The 21022-nt window shown below is 54.6% G+C and carries 16 protein-coding genes; 6 read left to right on the top strand and 10 right to left on the bottom strand.

The genetic code is table 11. The features are described from left to right. Positions 1-36 precede the first annotated feature (36 nt). On the bottom strand, positions 37-846 hold the full coding sequence (locus AC2IAX_RS08190; RefSeq protein WP_494390114.1) for a 16S rRNA (uracil(1498)-N(3))-methyltransferase: 810 nt from the start codon (positions 844-846) through the stop codon (positions 37-39). A gap of 322 nt (positions 847-1168) precedes the next feature. Between AC2IAX_RS08190 and glmS the strand changes: the two genes are divergently transcribed. The 3 genes from glmS to AC2IAX_RS08175 all read left to right on the top strand — a co-directional run bounded on the left by glmS (position 1169) and on the right by AC2IAX_RS08175 (position 8014). Next, positions 1169-3082 carry a glutamine--fructose-6-phosphate transaminase (isomerizing) gene (gene glmS, locus AC2IAX_RS08185; protein ID WP_494390113.1) on the top strand — a complete coding sequence of 638 codons (1914 nt, stop codon included), beginning with the start codon at positions 1169-1171 and terminating at the stop codon, positions 3080-3082. Between the two features lie 535 nt (positions 3083-3617). Beyond that, positions 3618-6398: a response regulator gene (locus AC2IAX_RS08180; RefSeq protein WP_494390112.1), complete on the top strand. Its 2781-nt coding sequence runs from the start codon at positions 3618-3620 to the stop codon at positions 6396-6398. Positions 6399-6733: 335 nt separating this feature from the next. Further along, entirely contained in the window at positions 6734-8014 is a 1281-nt protein-coding gene (locus AC2IAX_RS08175) for a sensor histidine kinase (protein WP_494390111.1), read from the top strand. A 90-nt stretch (positions 8015-8104) separates the two neighbouring features. Here the strand turns inward: AC2IAX_RS08175 and AC2IAX_RS08170 are convergent, their stop codons facing one another. The 7 genes from AC2IAX_RS08170 to AC2IAX_RS08140 form a co-directional block, all read right to left on the bottom strand. Further along, a complete protein-coding gene (locus AC2IAX_RS08170) occupies positions 8105-8797 on the bottom strand; it encodes a response regulator transcription factor (protein ID WP_494390110.1) in 693 nt (230 codons plus the stop codon). A gap of 96 nt (positions 8798-8893) precedes the next feature. Further along, complete coding sequence (locus AC2IAX_RS08165; RefSeq protein ID WP_494390109.1) at positions 8894-9817, bottom strand: peptidoglycan-binding protein; 924 nt, start codon at positions 9815-9817, stop codon at positions 8894-8896. Between the two features lie 36 nt (positions 9818-9853). Then, positions 9854-10819, bottom strand: a complete 966-nt coding sequence (locus AC2IAX_RS08160; RefSeq protein ID WP_494390108.1) for an NAD-dependent epimerase/dehydratase family protein — start codon at positions 10817-10819, stop codon at positions 9854-9856. 102 nt (positions 10820-10921) lie between these two features. Further along, the gene (locus AC2IAX_RS08155) at positions 10922-11545 is read right to left on the bottom strand and encodes a ferritin-like domain-containing protein (RefSeq protein WP_494390107.1); all 624 of its coding nucleotides are present in this window, start codon (positions 11543-11545) and stop codon (positions 10922-10924) included. 126 nt (positions 11546-11671) lie between these two features. Next, positions 11672-11902 (bottom strand): FeoA family protein, encoded by a 231-nt coding sequence (locus AC2IAX_RS08150; protein ID WP_494390106.1) that lies wholly within the window; start codon positions 11900-11902, stop codon positions 11672-11674. A gap of 265 nt (positions 11903-12167) precedes the next feature. Then, positions 12168-13622, bottom strand: a complete 1455-nt coding sequence (locus tag AC2IAX_RS08145; RefSeq protein WP_494390105.1) for a nucleoside recognition domain-containing protein — start codon at positions 13620-13622, stop codon at positions 12168-12170. Between the two features lie 68 nt (positions 13623-13690). After that, positions 13691-14320, bottom strand: coding sequence for a FeoB small GTPase domain-containing protein (locus AC2IAX_RS08140; RefSeq protein WP_494390104.1), 630 nt, complete (start codon positions 14318-14320; stop codon positions 13691-13693). Between the two features lie 686 nt (positions 14321-15006). Here AC2IAX_RS08140 and AC2IAX_RS08135 point away from each other — a divergent pair. The 3 genes from AC2IAX_RS08135 (at position 15007) to AC2IAX_RS08125 (ending at position 18612) form a co-directional block, all read left to right on the top strand. Further along, positions 15007-15879 (top strand): HMA2 domain-containing protein, encoded by an 873-nt coding sequence (locus AC2IAX_RS08135; RefSeq protein ID WP_494390103.1) that lies wholly within the window; start codon positions 15007-15009, stop codon positions 15877-15879. Positions 15880-15907: 28 nt separating this feature from the next. Next, positions 15908-18184, top strand: a complete 2277-nt coding sequence (locus AC2IAX_RS08130; RefSeq protein WP_494390102.1) for a heavy metal translocating P-type ATPase — start codon at positions 15908-15910, stop codon at positions 18182-18184. A gap of 95 nt (positions 18185-18279) precedes the next feature. Further along, positions 18280-18612: a hypothetical protein gene (locus AC2IAX_RS08125; RefSeq protein WP_494390101.1), complete on the top strand. Its 333-nt coding sequence runs from the start codon at positions 18280-18282 to the stop codon at positions 18610-18612. 169 nt (positions 18613-18781) lie between these two features. Here AC2IAX_RS08125 and AC2IAX_RS08120 read toward each other — a convergent pair whose 3' ends face one another. Further along, the gene (locus tag AC2IAX_RS08120; RefSeq protein WP_494390100.1) at positions 18782-19090 is read right to left on the bottom strand and encodes a DUF5132 domain-containing protein; all 309 of its coding nucleotides are present in this window, start codon (positions 19088-19090) and stop codon (positions 18782-18784) included. Between the two features lie 466 nt (positions 19091-19556). Then, a complete protein-coding gene (gene hemE / locus AC2IAX_RS08115) occupies positions 19557-20621 on the bottom strand; it encodes a uroporphyrinogen decarboxylase (protein WP_494390099.1) in 1065 nt (354 codons plus the stop codon). Positions 20622-21022: the final 401 nt, after the last annotated feature.

The raw sequence follows: 21022 nt of genomic DNA, 5'->3' as shown, positions 1-21022 counted from the left end.
TATGAAGCGAGCGACCCAGCGGGGAATGATCAGGGGTTAATCAACGGCTGAGGGGGCCAGCTCATGGGCGATCGTTTCGCCCCAAGCATTCACAATCGCCAGGGCCGCCAACGGAGCCGTCACGGCCCGCAAAACCCGCCCACCCAAGGAAACCACCTGCCAACCGGCCGCTAAGGCCTGGTCTACCTCCGCTGGAGTCCAGCCCCCTTCTGGCCCCACCGCCAGGGCGATCGCCCGTGGAGACTGGGATTGAGCTGAAGTGGAGGCTGAAGTTGGGCTGGGCACAGAATCAGCCAGCAATTGCAAAGCCTGCCAAAGGTGCGGAGCCGATTGCCTGGCCACACAAATAAACCGCCCGTCATGGCCGGCCACCTGGGCGATCGCGGCGGGCCAAGCCAGTGGATCGGTCACCGTGGGGATGGTGGCCCGTTCGGATTGCTCGGCGGCTTCCCGGGCAATGCGTCGCCACCGCTCCAGCCGGTTGCCATTGGGCTGCATCAGGGTACGATCGCTCAACACTGGCACAATCTCCGTTACGCCCAACTCCGTCGCCTGTCGCACCACCTCATCAAACCCCGATCCCTTGGGCAAAGCTGCCAACAGCGTGAGGGTTTGGATCGGCTCGATCGGCTCCGGCAAGGGTTTCAGGGCCGTCGCTCCCGTGGGCCCAAGACCAACCAACCACCAGCGGCTTTCCCCGATCGGCTCCGGCAGCAGGGCCACCAGTCGATCGCCCGGTTCCAACCGCAACACCCGCCGCAGATAGCGGTCTTGGTCGGCGGTGAACTGAATTTCGCCCTCATGCCATTGGGCCGGGTTGATCGCCAAGCGTTGGAGTTCCTTCATGCTGAAAAGGGGTTGATTGGGCGTTGATTGGGTGTTGGTTGAACGTTGATTGTGCGTCGGTTGGATCTTGGTTGTCAGGGAATTGAAAAGAGATTGAATTACCAGAAAATGCTTGAAAAGGAGTTCATTAAAAAGGGATCGATCAAAAAGGGATTGAAAATGATTTGCGACGCAACCCTGGCCTGACCCCAGCGGCCGATCGGGGAACGGTTATGGCTCAACTCGTCGCGCTATTATGCCCAACATCGCCTCAACCCACTGTCTGATCCAGCTAGAACTGTCCCGCTAAGATTTCCTGTTGGTCTTTTAAGGAGTAGCAACCGTGTGCGGTATTGTCGGCTATATCGGAACCCAACCTGCGGTCAGCATTCTGCTTGAAGGGCTGCGCAAACTGGAATATCGCGGCTACGATTCGGCGGGAATTGCCACCGTTTGGGAAGGGCAACTACACACCGTTCGGGCCCAGGGCAAACTCTACAACCTCCAGGCCAAGCTTGAGGGCTGGGAAATGCCCGCCCGCTTGGGCATTGGGCACACGCGCTGGGCCACCCATGGCAAGCCCGAAGAGCGCAACGCCCATCCGCACATGGATCCGACCCAAACCATTGCGGTGGTGCAGAACGGAATTATTGAAAACTACCGTGAACTGCAAGAGTTGCTGATTGCTGAAGGGGCCAGCTTCAGTTCCGAGACGGACACGGAAGTGGTTCCCCATCTGATCGCCCGTTGTTGGCGGGAGTTGGCCCAGGAGTCGGCCAGTGGTTGGTTGAGTGGGTCGCGCCTGATGGAGGCCACGCGCCGGGCGATCGGGCAGTTGAAAGGGGCTTTTGCGCTGGCGATTGTGGCGGCCGATGCGCCCGATGAGTTGATTGTGGTGCGGCAACAGGCTCCCATCTCGATCGGGTTTGGCCAGGGGGAATTTTTCTGTGCATCGGATACCCCGGCGATCGTGCCCTACACCCGCGCTGTGTTGCATTTGGACAATGGCGAAATTGCCCGTTTGACTCCGCTAGGGGTTGAAATTTACGGCTTTGAGGGCGATCGCCGGGTGAAATATCCCCATTTGCTCAACTGGAGTTCCACCCAAGTCGAAAAAGGCGGCTATCGCCACTACATGCTCAAGGAAATCTTTGAGCAACCGGGCGTGGTCCGCGATTGTCTCGCAGCTTATTTTGGCGGTATTACTCCCACCCCGAACTGTTCCGCCGATGGATCGCCGGTCACCTTGGGGCTGCCCGCAGAATGGCTGCAGGATGTGCAGCAAATTCAAATCCTGGCCTGTGGCACCAGTTGGCACGCCAGCTTGGTGGGTAAGTATCTGTTGGAAGGGTTGGCCGGTGTGCCCACCTCGGTGCAATATGCCTCGGAGTTTCGATCGGCCCCATCCCCAGCGGGCCCTTGCACCCTGACGATCGGGGTGACCCAATCGGGCGAAACGGCCGACACCTTGGCAGCCCTGGAGGTCGATCGCGAGCGTCGGGCCCCGTTGGCCCCAGAATTCCAGGCGCGATTGATTGGGATCAGCAACCGACCGGAAAACACGATCGGGCGGATTGCCGATTACGTAATCCCAACCCACGCGGGCATTGAAATCGGTGTGGCCGCCACCAAAACCTTTGTTACGCAGTTGCTCGCCTTCTATGCCCTGGCCATTGATTTAGGCGTTCGGCGAGGAACCCTGACCCTCGATCGCGCCAATACCCTCATCGAAGGACTGCACCAACTGCCCCGCCATATTGAGCATATCCTGGACAAACAAAACGCCAAAATTGAAGCCCTGGCCCACGAATTCAGCGAAACCCGCGACTTTATCTTCATTGGGCGCGGTCTCAACTTCCCGATCGCCCTGGAAGGGGCCCTCAAGCTCAAGGAAATCAGCTATATCCACGCGGAAGGCTACCCGGCCGGCGAGCTGAAACACGGCCCGATCGCCCTGTTGGATGACAAAGTGCCCGTCGTGGCGATCGCCACCCCTGGCAAGGTTTACGACAAAGTGATATCCAACGCCCAAGAGGCCCGGGCCCGCGATGCTCGGCTCATTGGCGTAGTGGCGGAGGGGGATGCCCTCGGGGCCGATCTGTTCAACCCAGCCATCTCAGTTCCCGTCACCGATGAGTGGCTGTTCCCGGTCTTAAACGTTGTGCCCCTGCAACTGTTGTCCTACTACATCGCCGCCCGTCGGGGGTTGGATGTGGATCAACCGCGCAATTTGGCCAAATCCGTCACCGTGGAATAGTCCCGATCGCCTCGTTGCCCGCCCGATCGACTAATTAGCCCCCAAATCCCATCAGGGCGCATCGCCATGCGCCCTCCGGCAAGCGAGACCTCCGCAAACCAATTAATTCATGCCCAGCGATCGACCCTGGCAGAGGGTGTCCAGCGGTCATGTGCTTCAACTTAACGGTTAACGTGTTCAAAATCATCCCAGTCAACATTGATCGAAACCCATCAACTCTTGTAGGGGCGTACGGCCGTACGCCCCTACCCGGATCTTCTCGGTCTTAAGTTGAAGCCAATAGTAGCGGTGCGCTCCTACCCAATTACCTGTGATGCAGATCGATGGTGCATGGAAAACAAACCAAGTGACACTCATCGAATGTAAAAACAGTCCTACAAAAAATCCTACAATTTCTGACTGATCTAAACTTCCAAATTGTTATTACGAGTTTTTACTCATTTTTCTGCATTATATCTTCCTACATGACTAGGACTGAAGGATCAAAAACTTGAGCTTGCGATTGCCACTGCGAGTCATTTTAGTTGTGCCATTTGTGCTGCAAATTCTGACGGCCGTGGGACTCGTTGCTTTCTTTTCCTTTAAAAATGGTCAGCAAGCAGTACGAAACTTAGCCAGTCAGCTCATGGATAGCACCACCCAGCGAGTTGACTCAGAACTCAAGTCTTATCTGAAACTGCCTAAGCAATTGTTGGATGCCACTGCCAAAGCCGTCCTGACCAATCAATTAGATCTGTCTAATCCACGAGCAAGGGAACTCTATTTTTGGCGGCAGTCCTCCGCATTTGAATCTATTAGCTATATTGGCTACTTGTTGCCAGACGGTTCAGCGGCTGGGGCTGGAAGATGGATTAATCCCAAGGAGGTTACTCTGTATGAGTATCATGCCAAAAACAATCTATCTCAAGAATATAGTAGCGATCAGTATGGTCGCCGTTCTCAAGAATTGCAGCGTTATTTTGCCGACCCTCTTGATATTAATCAATCTTATGCAGAAGTTAAATATAGACGGGGATTCTCTTGGGGAACAGTTTATGAATATGCAGGAAAAAACTTGACTATTAATCCGAATTTATCTTCTGAGGCTGCTCAGGCGATCACTGATTCTAATTATTACGTTGCTCTTGGTGCAATTTATCCACTATTTGATAAAAACAATAAAATCTCAGGAATGTTGTCAGTTGACCTGCAATTAGATCATATCAGTAAATTTTTGCAGAATCTAAAAATCAGTCCATCTGGTTATATTTTCATTGTTGAACGCAATGGCCAATTAATTGCTAGCTCTGGTCGGCAACTGGTCTTTGCAAAATTAGGCGATCAAAAAACACTTCGCTATAGCGTTAACAATATCCCTGACGCAACAATTCAGAACACGGCTCGAAAAGTTCAACAACAACTCGGCAACTTCCAAGAAATTCATCAGGGTCATACATTCATGACCTCAATTAATCAGCGCCAGCAATTTGTGCAAGTAACCCCCTGGCAGGATCCGGATGGCATCGATTGGCTCATCATTATCACAGTGCCAGAGTCAGATTTTATGGAGGCCATTGATGCCAACACACGCATGAGCCTATGGCTCTGTTTTGGGACGGCTGTAATCGTCACGGTCTTGAGCATCTGCACGGCAAATTGGATCACCAATCCTGTTTTTAGCTTGCAGAGGGCAAGTAACGCGATCGCTAGTGGCAATCTTAATTTACTGATTAAGGAGAGTAATATTGTTGAGCTTCAAGGCTTGGCGAAATCTTTTAATCAAATGGCAACTCAGCTAAAGCATTCCTTTGAAGTTTTAGAGGATCGCGTGGCGGAAAGAACTGCGGAATTAGAAGCTGCAAAAATTGCGGCCGATGCAGCCAATCATGCCAAGAGTGAATTTCTGGCAAATATGAGCCATGAACTGCGAACGCCACTGAATGGCATCTTAGGCTATGCCCAAATTTTGGCGCGATCAAAAGTGCTCACTGATAAAGATCTACATGGCATTGATGTTATTTATCAATGTGGTTCTCATTTGCTGACTCTCATTGAGGACATTCTGGATCTGGCTAAAATTGAAGCTCGAAAGCTAGAACTTGACCCAAAACCAGTTCACCTGGAAACTTTCCTCCAGGGGGTGATTGAAATTTGTCGCGTTCGTGCAGATCAAAAAAATATCGAATTTTACTATCAACCAGACCCTAATCTACCAATAGGAATTTTAGTAGATGAAAAACGCTTAAGACAGGTACTCATTAATCTAATTGGTAATGCTATTAAATTTACTGATCATGGTTCCGTTACCTTAATGATTAATCGAGTGGTTTCTGACTCATCCCATCAGTCTCAGCTTGATTTAATCACTCAAGATCACTGCTGTTTGGAATTTAAGATTATTGATACAGGAATTGGTATTGCACCAAAAGATATCCAGAAATTATTCCGATCCTTTGAGCAAGTGGGTGAATCAGGGCGAAAAACAGCAGGCACCGGTTTGGGCCTGGCGATTAGCCAAAAAATCGTCTCCCTGATGGGTGGAATGATTCAAATTAAGAGCCAACTGGGCGCAGGAAGTCAGTTTTTCTTTCAACTGAATGTTCCCCTGGCGACAGATTGGTTGCAGGAGTCGGTGCAATCCATGGGTGAAGTGGTGGGTTATCAAGGTCTGCAACGCTCCATTTTGATTGTTGATGACATTCCAGACAATCGAGCTGTTTTGCGGAATTTGTTGGAGCCAGTTGGCTTTGTAATCATAGAAGCGGATCAAGGACAACAGGCTTTACAGGAATTGGAACGTCAACCACCCGATTTGATCATTACGGATTTGTCAATGCCTGTAATGGATGGGTTTGAACTGATTCGACAGATCCGTCGTCATCAACAATGGGCTAGCTTAAAGGTCATTGTTTCGTCGGCCTCCGTGTCCCAGCTCGATCGACAAATGAGTTTAGATGTTGGTGGTGATGATTTTCTGGAAAAGCCCGTCAAGGCCGATCGCCTCTTTAGTCTTCTGGCTCAACATTTGGATGTGATTTGGCAACTGAAAAAGCAGGATTCAGCGCAGCCTGTGCCACTCGATAGCTCACAAGACCGAATCGCGCCCCCTCTCACGGAATTACAATCCTGGTTGTATTTGGTGCAGGTCGGTCGTCTTCAAAAGTTGGTCACGGCGGTGGAATCACTGCTGCAAAAATCTACCACAACCCAAGATGAGCACCTGAATTCCGGTTCCTATGAGCCTTTTGCGCGAGATGTGCTGCATTTAGCTGAGCGGTTTAAATTAGAAGAGCTTGAGGAAATGATTCAGAATGCGATTGTTAATGCCCAGGATTGATCCCCCGATCGCTACTATTCATAGGGACTAATGGGAATTTTGAACCAAGGCTTTGAAAGCCTCAAAATATCATTGATGAGTAACAATCCGTTAATTGATCAAAAGCTTCGAGGAATTGAAGCTATGATCAATGAGCCAAAAATCCATGCATTGACATTTGATGTATCAAAGATAACGTTCAATGTCAAAAATTATACCTGGCTAAATGTGAGTTTGATCAAATTAAAACTTAATTAAAGAAATATAAATTGTAAATTAGGCGCAAATTGACGCTTTGATTAATTATTTTTGATTGAAAGATCACTGTTGACTGGCTGGGTTGCCTGATGCTAACTATGACGGATCTTGTGTTGATTGTTGATGACACCCCTACTAATTTAGATGTGTTGTCTTTGACCTTGAGTAATTCAGGATTTGAGGTGGCGATCGCAACGAGTGGTGAACGTGCTTTGCAGCAAGTTGCCAGGTGTTTGCCCAGCCTGATTCTGTTAGATGTCATGATGCCGGGACTGGATGGATTTGAAACCTGTCTGCGGTTAAAAGAAAATCCTGAAACTGCTCAAGTGCCGGTTATTTTTATGACCGCGCTCACGGATATTAAAAGCAAGATGCGTGGGCTGGAAGTTGGAGCCGTTGACTATATTACAAAACCGTTTCACACCAAAGAAGTACTGGCTCGAATTAGAACCCATTTAAGGCTTTATCATTTAACAGAAAAGTTAGCCCAAGAAGTTGAAAACGCGACCGCTGAGCTACGAGCCTCGCAGATGCAGCTTGTGCAGAGTGAGAAAATGTCTGCACTGGGAAGCCTCATTGCTGGTGTGGCCCATGAAATCAATAATCCTGTGGGCTGCATTCTCGGAAATATTCAGTTGGCAGAAGATGCGCTAAATGATTTATTCAAAGTGATTAGAGGCTATCAACAGGAGCTGAAGGAACCGAGTCTTGAGCTATCGAAATTGCTGGCTCAGATCGATTTGGATTATTTACAGGAAGATTTGCCAAAGTTGCTGAATTCGATTAAAGGCAGTGGTGAAAGAATTACGACAATTAGTCGTAGTCTGCGAACTTTTTCTAGAATGGGAAGCGATCGCCCGCAGCTTTTCAATGTGCATGATGGTATTGACAGTACATTGATGATTTTGCGCCATCGACTAATTTATAAGAAAGGCCGTCCGGTCATCGAAGTGGTGACAGATTATGGCGAAATCCCAGATATTTTGTGTTTTCCAGATCAGTTAAATCAAGTTTTTATGAATATTTTAGCGAATGCCATTGACGCGCTGGATGAAATGGTCAGTGATTGGCAAGAGGCTAATTCGCTACCAGATGTACTGAAAATTACAATTAGGACTCGGGTTGATGGCGAGTTTTTGTCTATTAAGATTAGTGATAACGGCAAGGGAATTCCGGAGAAAATTAAGCCCCGAATCTTTGAGCATTTGTTTACGACGAAGCAAATTGGCAAAGGAACGGGTTTGGGACTGGCGATCGCCCATCAAATTGTGACCGAAAAGCACCTGGGCACTTTGACGGTGGAGTCTCAAGTGGGGCAAGGTACTGAGTTTGAAATTCGCTTGCCCACTCAGCTAGACGTTGAACCTGAGCCTGCTTAATGGCTGGGCTGCTGGGAATTTTAGGAATTGTTGAGCACCAGATGCGTGGCTTGGGTGGTTCCCTCATGCATAGGCAGCCGGTGCTCAGATTTAGCTTTTGGTGAGACCATGCTCCAGGGCAAAGCGAACTAATTCGGTGCGGCTGTTAGTGCCGGTTTTGCTGAATAGGCGGCTGACGTACTTTTCCACATTGCGCACGCTGGTATCTAACCGGCGGGCAATTTCCTTGTTCATTAGCCCCTCGGCTACCAAATTCAAAACGCTTTGTTCCCGAGGGGTCAAGTCCACGGCGATCGGGGGCGGGGTGGGGGTGATGCCGCCGCGTTGGGTCAAGATGGCTTTGATTTCCGCAATTTGCCGAGCCAAATCAGCAATGTCATGCTCACCATCGCCGGTTGGGGCGGTCACTTCGTCCCGTCGGCGCAGCAGGTTTTCGACGATCGCCACCAGTTCATCGGGGTCAAAGGGTTTGGATAAATAGGCATCGCAACCGGCGCTATAGCCTTGGATGCGATCGCCCGTCATCCCCTTGGCGGTCAAGAAAACCACGGGAATCGATCGAAACCGGGCATCATCCCGCAACTGCTGCAAAAACTGGTAGCCATCCACCTTGGGCATCATCACATCGGAAATGACGAGATCCGGGGCAAATTGCTGCACCATTTCCCATCCTTCGGTGGCATCGCGGGCAACGCGCACCGTGAAACCACTGTCCTCTAGGTAGGCTTGCACCGCTTCCCGGAGGCTGGGTTCATCATCAACTAACAGCAATTGAGCAGACATGGGACTGAGAAAAAAGGAAGGAGGAACGGAAAAAGCGGGACAACGGGGACAACCACTAGCCCAGGGGCCGATCGAGTCGGTTGGGAATCCTGAATCCTAGCCTAGCGGTTGTGGGTGCAGGGCTATCGATCGCGTGGTGGCGTTCGTGGCTGGGTTGCGCTGGGCCAGGGCGGCCCAGGTGGGCGCATCTGCCAGTCCGGTGGGGGCCAAACCCCGATCGCCCTGGAACTGATGCAGGGCGGTGGCGGTGGTTGCGTCAAAGTGGCCTGTGATGCGGTGGTCAAAGTAGCCTCGGCAGCGGAGGCGGGCTTGCAGTTCGGCCACCCAAGGCCCCCGATCGCCCGTTTGCAGGGGCCGATCGGGCCGGATCGGCGCAACAGTTGGTCTGGGGGGTGGGCTGGGCCGTTGGGGGTTGCCTTCCACCCAACGCCAAACCCTGGCATCGGCAATGCCGGTGATCGACACACCCCAGGCCCGCTGTAACTTGCGAACGGCTCGATCGGTCAAGGGGCCGTAATAACCCGGTTGATAGGGCGCGCGCAACAGGCCCTGGCGCTGGAGGGCGGCTTGCAGAATGGCCACGCGATCGCCCCGCTGACCGGGATAGAGGGTCGATCGGCTGGGGGGCGCTTGTCCTTGGGGCCAAGGGTCGGCCGGCAAAGGACGCGCGGGAGTTGCTTGCCGATCGCGGCTAATAGTTTTGGCCAGGCGATCGACGGCGTGATTGGCGCTGGTGGGTGTTGTGTCCGGTGGCAAGGGGCGATCGTAGCCGGGCCCGTAGGCCAAGCCGCGATATTTCAGCACCACCGATCGGGGCCAGGGCCAAGCCGCCAACCCTGCCGCCAGCATTGAGCGCCCCGCTTGCAGCACAAACTCACAGCCTCGGTATTTGCCGAAATATTGGCCGATCGTCGCGGAATCACTGACCCTAGATGGCAGTATCGAGGGGCGATCGGGTTTGTCCGGGGCAATGCTGGGGGCCGGGCGTTGATAGGCCAGACCGCGATATTTCAACTCCATGCCTTGATTTAATCCGATGGCGAAACGGGATGCCAATTACCGATTGGCTCCGCTGATTCCTGGCCGGCCGTACTGGCGCAAAATATCCGCCAGGGTGGGATAGGCCGTTTCCAGGCCAAAGCTGGCCGGCGACCAAACTTGGTCATAGGTAAAGTGCCGGTAGGCCATGCAGAACCGATCCCAAGGGCCCATCTGAATGTTGAACCAGTCAATTAGCCGATCGGCCAAGCCCACCGACAGGGGAATTTTTAGCCTTGCCGGTCGCCCCTTCAGCACCGTGGAGGCAATGTCCACCAGTTCATTGGCGGTCAGGGCCGGCTGACCCAAAACAAAATGGCGCGGCCCCGGTTCCGTCGGTGGATTGAGGGCCAAATGGGCCACCACCCGGGCAATATCCGCCGCATGGACAAAGTGAAAACTACCGTCCACCTGTAGCCGCCGGATTAAGCTGATGTAGCGCAGGGCTTCCGGCAGGCCTTTGGTGGGTTCCGAGTAGGGTTTATCGCGATCGCCCCCGAGCACGATCGTCGGATAAACGGCGGTGATTCGATCGGCCAGCGCGCGATCGGTCAATTGCTGGGTGCATTCCGCCTTGCTGCGAATGTAGTCCGTGCCGAGTTGCAGGGCTTCCGAGAGCAAATGCCCGTCGCGCCCAAGCACGCTAGCCGTGGAGAAATACAAAACCTGATCGCAGCGATCGGGATCCAGCCCATCCATCAGCGCTTGGTTTTGACCCACGTTCACCGCAAAGGTTTCGGGCCCGCCCCAGCAGGTGGCCGCCAGGATTGCCGTTTGCACCTGTTTCAGGCGATCGGCAAAGCGATCAAGCTCCCGCAAATCCCCTGCCAGCACCTCAATTTGTGGGTGATTTTGCCAATCAAATTGCAACTTTTCGGGACTGCGCACCAACAACCACAGGGGGCGATCGGTCAATTGCAACAGGCGATCAACCAAGTAATGGCCCACACAGCCGCTCGCCCCCGTGATCAAAATCGGCCCCATATGGCTTGGTTGCTCCCCGCCCCGATCGGCTTGTGCTGAATCAGATCAAGCAATCTTAACAGACCGCTGTAAATCCCTCACAATCGCGACGACACAAGGGCTTCAGCAGCCGCAGCGATCGCCCCGCTGGCCCCACCGTTGCCCCCGCCCGGAACCGTGACCCCGGCGATAGCGACCTTGGCCACAGCCGCCACCCGCAACGGCCACCATTTCCGCCGATTCTGGCCAATGTTCGGCAGGGCTGGAAGGGGCTAGGTCGATCGTGATCCAGGCGGTTTCTGGGGTAACGGCGATCGATGGGGATGATTGAACCGGCCCACCCGAAGCCGAGCGATCGGCACAACGCTGGAAAGCTCGCAGGTGATTTTGTTGGGAAGCCCGCTGCAAATTCAAAAACACCCGCTGCACGTCGGGATAGTTGCACGTGGCCGCCAGCAACCGCCGATACATTTCAGCATTTTCAATTTCGCCCGCAACCCCCGCTTGGCAGGCCGCCGCGATCGATTCTGGGGAAGTGACCCGTTGGGGCCATTCATCCACAGGAACAGGAATGTTGTATTTCCAGAACAACGGCAGTAGGGCCCGAATATGTCGTTCTTCGGAAGCCAAAATGTTAACAAAAGGACGGATCGGGCCAAATTTCTGAATGACCAGTCGATAGGTGGCTCGGGCCTTAAATTCATCATTCAAAGCTTCAATTAATGCCGCAGCCAATACCGCTTGCATTGCAATCTCCATTGATAAAAATTGTTAAATGAATCACCGACATTTTGTAGAAACAAACCTACCCAGAAACTGGGCAGGTTCAGAGGAAGGCGAATAGGAGTGGGTGCTAAAAATTAGCGATGGGAGTTAAGCAGTTTGTTCTGGCGTGACAAAAATGCATTGCACCGTTTCCCGATCGAGGGCGGCCCGGGTGCGACCAATGCTGACGATATAGGACGGAAACCGCTGCTCGATCGCAATTTGATTTCCCGGCAAAATGCCCAGCGCTGTGAGTTTGCGGAGCATGGCATCATCCTGGGTTTCCAAATGGGCAATCCAATGGGGATCGCTCGATCGAATCGTGGACAAAGCATTCATGGCAATCAGTCTCCAGAGGTGAAAAACAGGTTAGGACGAATAGGATTGCTCAGGGTTGAAAAGGTTGATTTTCCCTAGACTAATCGTCCCAGACAAGGGGCTTAAGCCCCTTGCTTCCCACGAGCCGCTAACGGCAGATCCAGGGCTTCGGTCTATAACGACGACAGGCCCTAAGCCCCTTGCCCCCCGAGATCTTGCAATGGCAAGATGCAAGCCTCGGGGATTGGATCATAACCCCTACACCCAGCGTTCAAACATCACTGCCCTAGAGCGCAATATGAAATAGGTTTAAACCCCAATTCAAAACATAGCCAACCGCCAAAGCGAAGGGGAAAATAAACAACACCATGAGCGTTGCAGTTTTGACTCCTCGCTCCTTGATGATCATCTGCAATTGGGCAATGCAGGGCAAAAACAGCGTCAGCACCACCGCCGAAATCAGCAGTTGATCGCCCGTGAGCTGGCCGCCTTGCTGCAAATCAAACAAACCCGCAGCACCATAATCCCGCCGGAAGAATCCATAGAGCAAAATGGGTGCGGTTTCTTTAGGCAAACCCAAGCCTAGGGCGATCGGTTCAATGCCGCTAATCAGCCAATCAAAAATCCCCGTTAAGCGACCCACCCAAATAATGGCCGAAGCCCAAATAAACAGCGGCAGAACTTCCCAGAAATACCACTTCATCCGCACCCAGGTTTTGGTGATCACGTTGCGGATTTTGGGCAAGCGCAAAGGGGGCAGTTCAATATAAAACTGAGCGGCAGAACCGGGCAGGAATTTATCAATTAAAAAGCCGGCCAGCAGGAAAATACCCACAATCAACCCAGCCCAGGCGACCAAGGCCGCCGGGCGCTGGGCCAATAGTCCCAAAATCACGCCCCATTGGGCTGCGCAGGGAATAGCCAAGGACAGCAAGAAGGTGGCGATCAGTCGTTCCCGCTTGGTTTCCAGGGTGCGGGTGACGATCGTGGCCATGGTGTCGCACCCCAGCCCCAGCACGATCGGGATCACGGCTCGGCCCGAGAGACCGATCGCCTTAAATAGTCGATCGAGCATCAGGGATAAACGAGGCAAATAGCCGCTATCTTCCAGCAAGGAAAACATTAGGAAATAGGTCGCCACCACCGGCAACACGATCGCCGTGGCATAGCGAATCCCGAGGGTAATAATCCCGTACTCATGGGCAAAGAGATCCTGCAACGCAGTCCAGGGAATCACTTGCTCCGTGACATGGTTCACAACGGGGTTGATTTGTTCCTCAAAGAAGGTTTCGATCCGATCGACCAGTTCCCCGGCTCCGAATTCCCCAACGAATTTATAAACCCCCCAATAGAGCACCAACACCAAAATGGGGAAGCCCGAAATGGGGTTCACCGTTAGCTTGTGAATCCATTCGCCCCAACGGCGCTGGCTGGGGTTCGGTTCTGCTAAGGTGTTTTGTTCGATTACCTGGGCAAATCCTTGGCGGGTCTGGGCAATTTCCAGCGAAAGCGGTCGGTTGAGTTGGGCTTGGGTTGTGGCGATTAATTGCTCTAGATCCTGTTGTCGATCGCCCGGTAATTGCTCCCACAAATTGGGGTCTTTTTGCAGCAACAACAGGGCAAAGCTGCGGGATGACAAATGGCGATCGGCAAAGTCTTGGCCCCAGCCCGATCGCCACCAAGTTTCAATTTGGGCGATCGCCGCTTCGATCGGCTCTAAATATTGGATTGTTAGACTCATTTCTGTTTTCTATTGGCCTGCTCCTGGGCGGCCTTGATAGTTCAGCAATCGTTCAGCGATGGCATGTCCTAGCCCACCGCGGCCAAAACTGGAGCTGGGGCGCTGGCTAGGCGATCGGCCAGGGCTTCTCGCAATTGATCCACGCCCCAATTGCGGGCCGCCGCCATTAGCACCACCGGCACGCCCAACTTTTCGATTAGGGCTTCCCGATCGATGGTCAGGCCCCAACGCTGGGCCTCGTCCATCATGTTCACCGCCACAATCACGGGCAGCTCTGCTTCTAGCAACTGCACCGTTAGCGCCAACATCCGCCCTAAATTCTTGGCATCCAGCACATGGACGATCGCCCCAAAGGGTTCCGACATCAGTAAGTCCCGCGCTACCCGTTCCTCTTCACTGATCGGCAGCAGGGAATACATCCCCGGCGTATCAATCACGCTGACGGCGCGATCGTCCAGGGTCATGGCCCCGCGAGTCACTTCCACCGTTGTGCCGGGATAGTTAGACACCGTGACGTAAGTGCCAGTCAGGGCGTGGAACAGGACGGATTTGCCCACATTCGGCATTCCCACCAGGGCAATTTGTGGCCCGCTTGGTTCGATCGGGGGCCGGTTGAAGTTTTCACCAAAAGGCAACCACCGTAGCGATCGCTGAGATCCACAACTTCCGTTGTTTTGATGGCACTGATGACAATCCATGACCCAACTCTCCCTGGCAATCTTGCCGGGCAACGTAATTTCAAGACGCTCTTTCAAGACGCTATCCCAAAGTGCTCAAACCCAAGTGCTCAAACACCTGCAAGCAGCCAATGCCAACGCCAGCCCCGGCCTGAGAGCATTCTGAGACGGTCGCTCTCATTTTAGGAGTGGCAGGATAGCTTACTGGAAATCTGCAAGACTTTCTCAATAATCCTGATTGTAGTTCTTGAGCGATTTAGAGTCTAGAGAACTGGTGCTGGGGTGGGCCGATCTGCCCTGATCTGTGCTGAAATTTGGGGAGCGGCCGGGCCAATCTGGAAAGTGCAAGCCGGAATCGACAAGCTCAAGAAATTCAGAATTTTCAATAATTGCAGCGATTGGGTGGGTATTGGAAATAGTGGAAATTTCACCCGTTGCAAACAAACCATGGGGGGGTAAATTCTGTGATTTTGGCAATTAGCCTCTGGGGAGCAATGCCACTCTATTAAGAAAAATCAGCAATTTTATTGAAAATATCCGTCTATTGCACTTACACTGCTAATGAGTTTGGACAATTCTGTCCCTCCAAAAGCTTTTCCCCTAAGATCCTTGAAGCCGCTGCGCCCCTGGGGGCTTGTCCCGCTGGGTCGTGGGCCACTGGCTGGGATTGTTTGTGCCCCCCATCCTTGTTATGGGGAACTAAAGCCATGAGTCATTCCTCAAACCCCAATCGCGAGCCATCCGCAACCCCTGAGCCACAACCATTGGCTAATTCAGGGTTGGACTCGGCCGCTGAGGTCTCTCCAATCGCCCCAGCCTTCCAGGAGCAGCCCCCCGAGTCCGATCGACTGGCGATCAATACTTCCTCTGCCCCTCCTCAATCCCAACCTGTGAACTCTGATTCTGATCTGGCCGAAACGGCAACGGGTGCTTTAGCGCAATCCACCCCATCCGGCGCGATCGAGCCGGGCCCTGACTCTGCGTTAAGCAACCTCACCCTGTCCGCCCAACTGGGGCAATGGTTGCAGGAATACGGGGAAATTACGACGATTCTGCCGGTGTTGGCGGGCCTGTTTGTCACAACCCGGTTTCAACTGCGCGGTTCGCGGGCCCTGTTGACCAACCTGGCGATCGCGGCGGTGGTGCGCCAAGTCATTCTGTACTTCAAACAGCAGGCCAATAGCTCGGCGGGAACGTTGGCGATGGTGACTGCGGGGGCGGCTTTGGCTACGGTGGCCACAACGTCGGCCCCCAACAACCAATCCGCAGCTTCTGCCCAAACAAGTCCCATTTCCCTCACTGAACTGGGCAGTAATTTGGGCATTGGTTTGGGTTGCGAAGATTGCACGATCGTCCATTCCGTGCCAGGGCGGATCCGGTTGCGGATCGATCGCCTCCGCACCGATCGCGCCTATGGCAAGCGGCTGGAAACCTTGCTGAAGGATGAACCGATCGTGTTGGGCACGCGAATTAATCAGGCGGCGGCCTCCTTGGCGATTCAATACGACTCCACGGGCCTCTCGGATCTGGAGTTGGGGCTGCGATTGTTGCAGGTGTTGAATCGCGCCAACCAGGATTAGCCACCATCAGGATTTCAGCGAAAAGGGCATGGCAATGGCAAACATGGGGCAGACCGTGGCGGACGATCGCACCTGGCGCTGGGAACGACCGGCGGCCTGGACCCATTGGGAATTGATCCATTGGCAGCCAGGCCGGGTGCGGGTGCGTTGGTGGCCGGCGCGGTCTTCGGCCTTGGCGGTGGAACGGTTAGAAGCGGCCCTAGCGGCGCGATCGGACGTGGCGGCGGTGCGGGTGGTGCGGGCGGCCGCTTCGGTGACGATTGTGTATCACGATCGCCAATTACCGATGGCCGGCCTGCGATTGCGCTTGGATGACTGGTTGGCCCTGGCTTGGCCCGATCGGGCCCTGCTGTTGCAACCGGCCCCAGACCTGCCAGCTCCTGCCACGGTCGGGGCCCCGGCGGAAACGGCGGAGGACGAGGATGAGGACGAGGAAGAAGCCTCCTTGCCCCAAACCCTAACGGCCTTGGCCTTGGCGGGCTTGGCCCGGTGGCGGCCCCTGTTGCCGTTGCGGGTGTTGGCGACGGTGGCCCTGTTGCGGGCCGTTTGGCCCGTGGCCCAGCGGGCCTGGCAAAGCGTGACGGTCGATCGCCGCTTGAATATTGACTGCATGGATCTGTTGGCGATCGGCCTCAGCAGCAGCGGCGGATCCTTGGTGGTTCCGTCCATGGTGTTGACCCTGCACGCCTTGGGGGATGCGATTCGCGATCGCACCGCTCGGGCCACGGCTCTGCGAACGGCTAACCTGTCCGACGCGATCGGGCGGTTTGCTTGGGTAAAAATGAACGACGGGCCGCCCCAACGAATTCCCAGTGACCAGCTCCAGGTGGGCGATTTGGTGGTGGTTTATCCCGGTGAGCAAATTCCCGCCGATGGGCCGGTGCTGTCTGGGGAAGCCACGATCGATGAAAAAAGCCTGACCGGGGAACCCTTGCCGGTGGCCGCCAGTGCGGGCCGTTGGGTTCATGCTTCAACCTTGGTGCGATCGGGGCAAATTTACCTGCGTGCGGAACGGGTGGGCAACCAAACTCGCGCCGCCGCCAGCTTGGCCCTGTTGGAACAGGCCCCGGTCTATGACACCCGGATGGCCAACTATGCCGAACGGCTGGCCGACCGGGCGATCGGCCCGGCCTTGATTTTGGCCCTGGTGGTGCTGATTGCCACCCGCGATCCGGCCCGGGCGGCGGCGATTCTGACCCTGGACTTTGTGACCGGCATTCGGCTATCGATTCCCACGGCGTTCCTGGGAGCCTTGAACCACACCACCCGTCACGGCGTGTTGGTGCGCAGTGGGCGAACCCTGGAACAGTTGGCGGCGATCGATACGGTGGTGTTCGACAAAACGGGCACCCTGACCCAGGGCGACATCGTTTTAGAGCAGGTGTTGCCGGCCCAACCGGACATCACCCCCGATCAGCTCCTGCAATTGGCCGCTTCGGCGGAGCAGCGGCTCACCCATCCGGTGGCCGAGGCGATCGTGCGGGCAGCGGCCGATCGGGGCCTGACCCTGAGCGATCGGGGCGAATGGAACTATGAAGTGGGCTTGGGGGTGCGGGCCCAAGTGGCGGCCAGCGATGTGCTGGTGGGCAGTGCGCGGTTTTTGATCCAACAGGGTGTGACGGGGCTGGGCGAATGGCTGACCACCCTGGATCAACAGGCCAGCAGCCAACCCTCGATCGCCCAGCCTTCAATCTATGTGGCCGTGGATGGCCGGTTCATGGGGGAACTGCGCTACACCGACCCCCTGCGACCCGAAAGCGCCGCCCTGGTGCAAACCCTGCAAACGGAATTGGGGCTGGATGTGCGGCTGTTGACCGGCGACACGCCCGCCCGCGCGGCCCAGGTGGCGCGGGCCCTGGAAATTCCCACCGATCGGGTCTATGCGGAAGCCTTTCCCGATCGCAAAGCCACGATCATTCGCGACCTGCGGCGATCGGGGCGCACCGTGGCCTTTGTGGGCGATGGCCTCAACGACTCCGTGGCCCTGGCCTATGCGGATGTGTCCATTTCCTTTGAGCAGGGATCGGAAATTGCCCGCGAAACCGCCGATGTGGTGTTGATGAATAACCATTTGCTGGATCTGCTGGAGGTGTTAACCATCGCCCGCCAAACCCAAGGATTGATTGAACAAAATACCGCTTTGGTGGTGTTGCCAAACTTGATTGCTTTGGGCCTGGCCACCACCCGCGGCCTCAGCCCCCCGATCGCCACCGCCATCCACAACGGCTCCGCGATCGCCGCCGGCCTCAACAGTTTGCGCCCCCTGATTCAGCACCACTTTTTTGAGCGGCCCCGCGATCGCTAGCCTTCCCTGGCTGCCCACCGCTCGCCCCTGTTCACCCCGCCGTTCACCCCGTTTTCACTGCCTCGATTTGCAAACCCCTCACCCCCTTCAGACCCATGGCTTGGATTCATCTGGATAAATCCGTTGTCACCTTTCACATCAAGGAAATGATTGAGGATGGCTGTCAGCAGGATTTGCTCTCGCTGGTGGGCTTGGGAGCCGTGCTGGTGGGGCCCGTGGTGGTGCGATCGCTCCTGCAATCCTTGCACCAGCGCCAACGCCCGATCTCCCTGAGCGATTGGATTACCCAAGCCCAACAAACGGCCCCCGCTCCCACCTTGCGCCTGGCTCCCGCGGCCCAAAACCAACGCCCCAACCGCGCAATGGCAATTGGGGCTTCTCAGCAGGATTCAGTTCAGGGCACAGCACAAACCAACAACGCCGCTTAGGAGAGCGTTAACCGCTCGATCGGACTCGGCAGGAACACCAAGGAGCTTATTTCCGGGTGTTGTATTTCTGAGCGCTCATTGAAAGTGCTCATTCTCTGATGACATCGGGACGGAATTGGGCAGTGAGTGGATCGGCTGGCGCATCCAGCCCGATCGCTCACCCTTCCCATTAGACCAGCCGGTGTTCTTCTTCCGGCGAAGTTGCATTCAACGCCGGGGGCACTTCCGATCCGGGCGCGCTGGCCGTTAAACCCAACGGCACCCGGGCCTCCGCGAGGGCTTCAGCACGGGCCTCCGCCGCAATATCCGCGATCATTTCGCCGGTTTCCGCGATCGCGGCTTTTGTCTTTTCAAACAACACAACCCCAGTTTTCAACCCTGCCTTGAGCGCTGGTTTCAACAGAGGCAAAATAATCGGGGCAACCACCACCGTTGCCACACCGGCCAAGGCCACCTTAGCCGCAGGTTCTTGAGCCAAACCGATAATGCGCGATCTCAGACGAAGTTCGCCAAGATTCATCATGGGAGTTACTCGCCACCGACGATACATGCCCTAATTCTATCAAGTCTTTCCAAAAGGATTGGATTAAAACAATCTAGATTTCAGGACAACATCAGTCAGCTTGTTGAATATTTTTTAGAGGATTGTGATCGGAATTTTCAGCTTCAAAATAATTGAAAAATTACCCAAAGCAGCCCTGGGATTCGTTTATGAATCCAGATTCCTATAGAGAATTTCTGTCAATTTTCATCCCAACTGATATCCCAATTGTGCTCAGAGAACCAAATTTTTTGGCTCCGAGGAGGTTTGCAAAGCCGCAGTTTGCGTGATCAATCAATGGGTCTTGTTGGCTCCCGCTCGTTCTGATCGTGAAAAAACGAGGGTGATCGATTCCCGATCGCCCTCGTTATAGCTATGCCGAATGAATGGCTGTGCCGAAGTCTTACCGTGCGCCCACCAGCAACTTGTCAGCATTCTTCGCCGTTTCAAAGAAGAAGGCGGCGTTTTCTTCCGGCGTGGTGGACAGGATGCCGTGACCCAGGTTCAGGACGTGGCCCTTGCGGCCGGCCTTGTTGATCGTGTCGATGATGCGATCGCGGATGAATGCCTTGGAGCCAAACAGCACACCGGGATCAATGTTCCCTTGCACCATGATGTCCGGGCCCAGGCGGCGACGCGCATCGGCCATATCCACCGTCCAATCCACACTGACCACATTCGCGCCCGATTGGCCCATCCGCTCCAGGATGCCAGCGCTGCCGCTGATGTAGAGCACCAGGGGCACATCAGGGTAGCGATCGCGCACCTTCTTAAAGGCCCGTTGTTGGTAGGGCAGGGCAAAGGTGTCGTAATCCTGGGGCGACAGTTGACCCGCCCAGGAGTCGAACATTTGCACCATTTGCGCGCCGCATTCGATTTGGTGACACATGTAATCTGCCACCATGTCCGACAGCTTTTCGAGGAAAGCGTGCAGCACGGCTGGCTCCGAGAAGGCCATCCGCTTAATCACGGCGTATTCCTTGGAGCTTTTGCCCTCGATCGCGTAGGCCGCCAATGTCCAGGGCGCGCCCACAAATCCCAATACGGCCGCTTTGTTGCCCACTTCCTGGCGAAGGGTGGTCAAGATGGTGCGGATGTAGGGCATGGCCGCATCGGGATCCAGGCGAGTCAGGGCCTGAACTTGCTCCATCGTCCGAATCGGCGACTCAATCACGGGGCCGCGGCTTTCGATGATGTCGAAGGGGATGCCGATCCCGGTCAGGGGTGTGAGAATGTCCGAAAACATGATCACGCCATCGGGTTGGAAGGCGCGGAAGGGTTGCAGGGAAATTTCGATCGCTAAGTCAGCAATTTCCGAGCGATCGCGGAAGGACGGATATTTTTCGCGCAAATCCCGATAAACCTTCATGTAACGCCCTGCTTGGCGCATCATCCACACGGGCGGGCGAGGCAGTTCTTCGCCCCGCAGCGCTCGCAACAAGTAAGGCGTATCGTTTGCGCTGGTCATCGTCGCCGCTTCCTTCTTACAAAAACCGGTTTGTTAAATCGAGTGCCTTGACAGCTTACCACCCGTGCGAGCAAGGGCGACTCTCTTACTTCGTAACGGTTTGCAACGATTTTCGAGCAGCAATTTGGGCAGCAATTTAAGCAGTCATGGGACGGAGATTTGAGCCAGGAAAAATTTCGAGACCCAAATTTCGAGACCACTCGCATCGGATTGCTTCAAGAGTCACGCCCCACTCAAGCAATTCTCGCAATTGTGCCAATAACCTAGCCAAACTACATCCGCCCCGGTCAAATCTCAACCGGGTAAAATAAAGATAAAACTCATTGAGCTATCTGCATGGATGGCGATCCCTTCTGGGAGGATTCTTAATCCGGATCATCGATGAACCGTGGGCAATGGGG

This window comes from Limnothrix sp. HT2024 (genome assembly GCF_059138625.1).
The sequence above is the reverse complement of the archived record's forward strand: the minus strand, read 5'-3'. Positions and strand labels throughout refer to the sequence as shown.

What these genes read in the sequence shown, in the direction of transcription:
- AC2IAX_RS08190 (WP_494390114.1), bottom strand. Translation starts at nt 846, where the DNA reads ATGAAGGAACTCCAACGCTTGGCGATCAACCCGGCCCAATGGCATGAG.
- AC2IAX_RS08175 (WP_494390111.1), top strand. Translation starts at nt 6,734, where the DNA reads ATGACGGATCTTGTGTTGATTGTTGATGACACCCCTACTAATTTAGAT.
- AC2IAX_RS08170 (WP_494390110.1), bottom strand. Translation starts at nt 8,797, where the DNA reads ATGTCTGCTCAATTGCTGTTAGTTGATGATGAACCCAGCCTCCGGGAA.
- AC2IAX_RS08165 (WP_494390109.1), bottom strand. Translation starts at nt 9,817, where the DNA reads ATGGAGTTGAAATATCGCGGTCTGGCCTATCAACGCCCGGCCCCCAGC.
- AC2IAX_RS08160 (WP_494390108.1), bottom strand. Translation starts at nt 10,819, where the DNA reads ATGGGGCCGATTTTGATCACGGGGGCGAGCGGCTGTGTGGGCCATTAC.
- AC2IAX_RS08155 (WP_494390107.1), bottom strand. Translation starts at nt 11,545, where the DNA reads ATGCAAGCGGTATTGGCTGCGGCATTAATTGAAGCTTTGAATGATGAA.
- AC2IAX_RS08150 (WP_494390106.1), bottom strand. Translation starts at nt 11,902, where the DNA reads ATGAATGCTTTGTCCACGATTCGATCGAGCGATCCCCATTGGATTGCC.
- AC2IAX_RS08145 (WP_494390105.1), bottom strand. Translation starts at nt 13,622, where the DNA reads ATGAGTCTAACAATCCAATATTTAGAGCCGATCGAAGCGGCGATCGCC.
- AC2IAX_RS08140 (WP_494390104.1), bottom strand. Translation starts at nt 14,320, where the DNA reads ATGGATTGTCATCAGTGCCATCAAAACAACGGAAGTTGTGGATCTCAG.
- AC2IAX_RS08135 (WP_494390103.1), top strand. Translation starts at nt 15,007, where the DNA reads ATGAGTCATTCCTCAAACCCCAATCGCGAGCCATCCGCAACCCCTGAG.
- AC2IAX_RS08130 (WP_494390102.1), top strand. Translation starts at nt 15,908, where the DNA reads ATGGCAATGGCAAACATGGGGCAGACCGTGGCGGACGATCGCACCTGG.
- AC2IAX_RS08125 (WP_494390101.1), top strand. Translation starts at nt 18,280, where the DNA reads ATGGCTTGGATTCATCTGGATAAATCCGTTGTCACCTTTCACATCAAG.
- hemE (WP_494390099.1), bottom strand. Translation starts at nt 20,621, where the DNA reads ATGACCAGCGCAAACGATACGCCTTACTTGTTGCGAGCGCTGCGGGGC.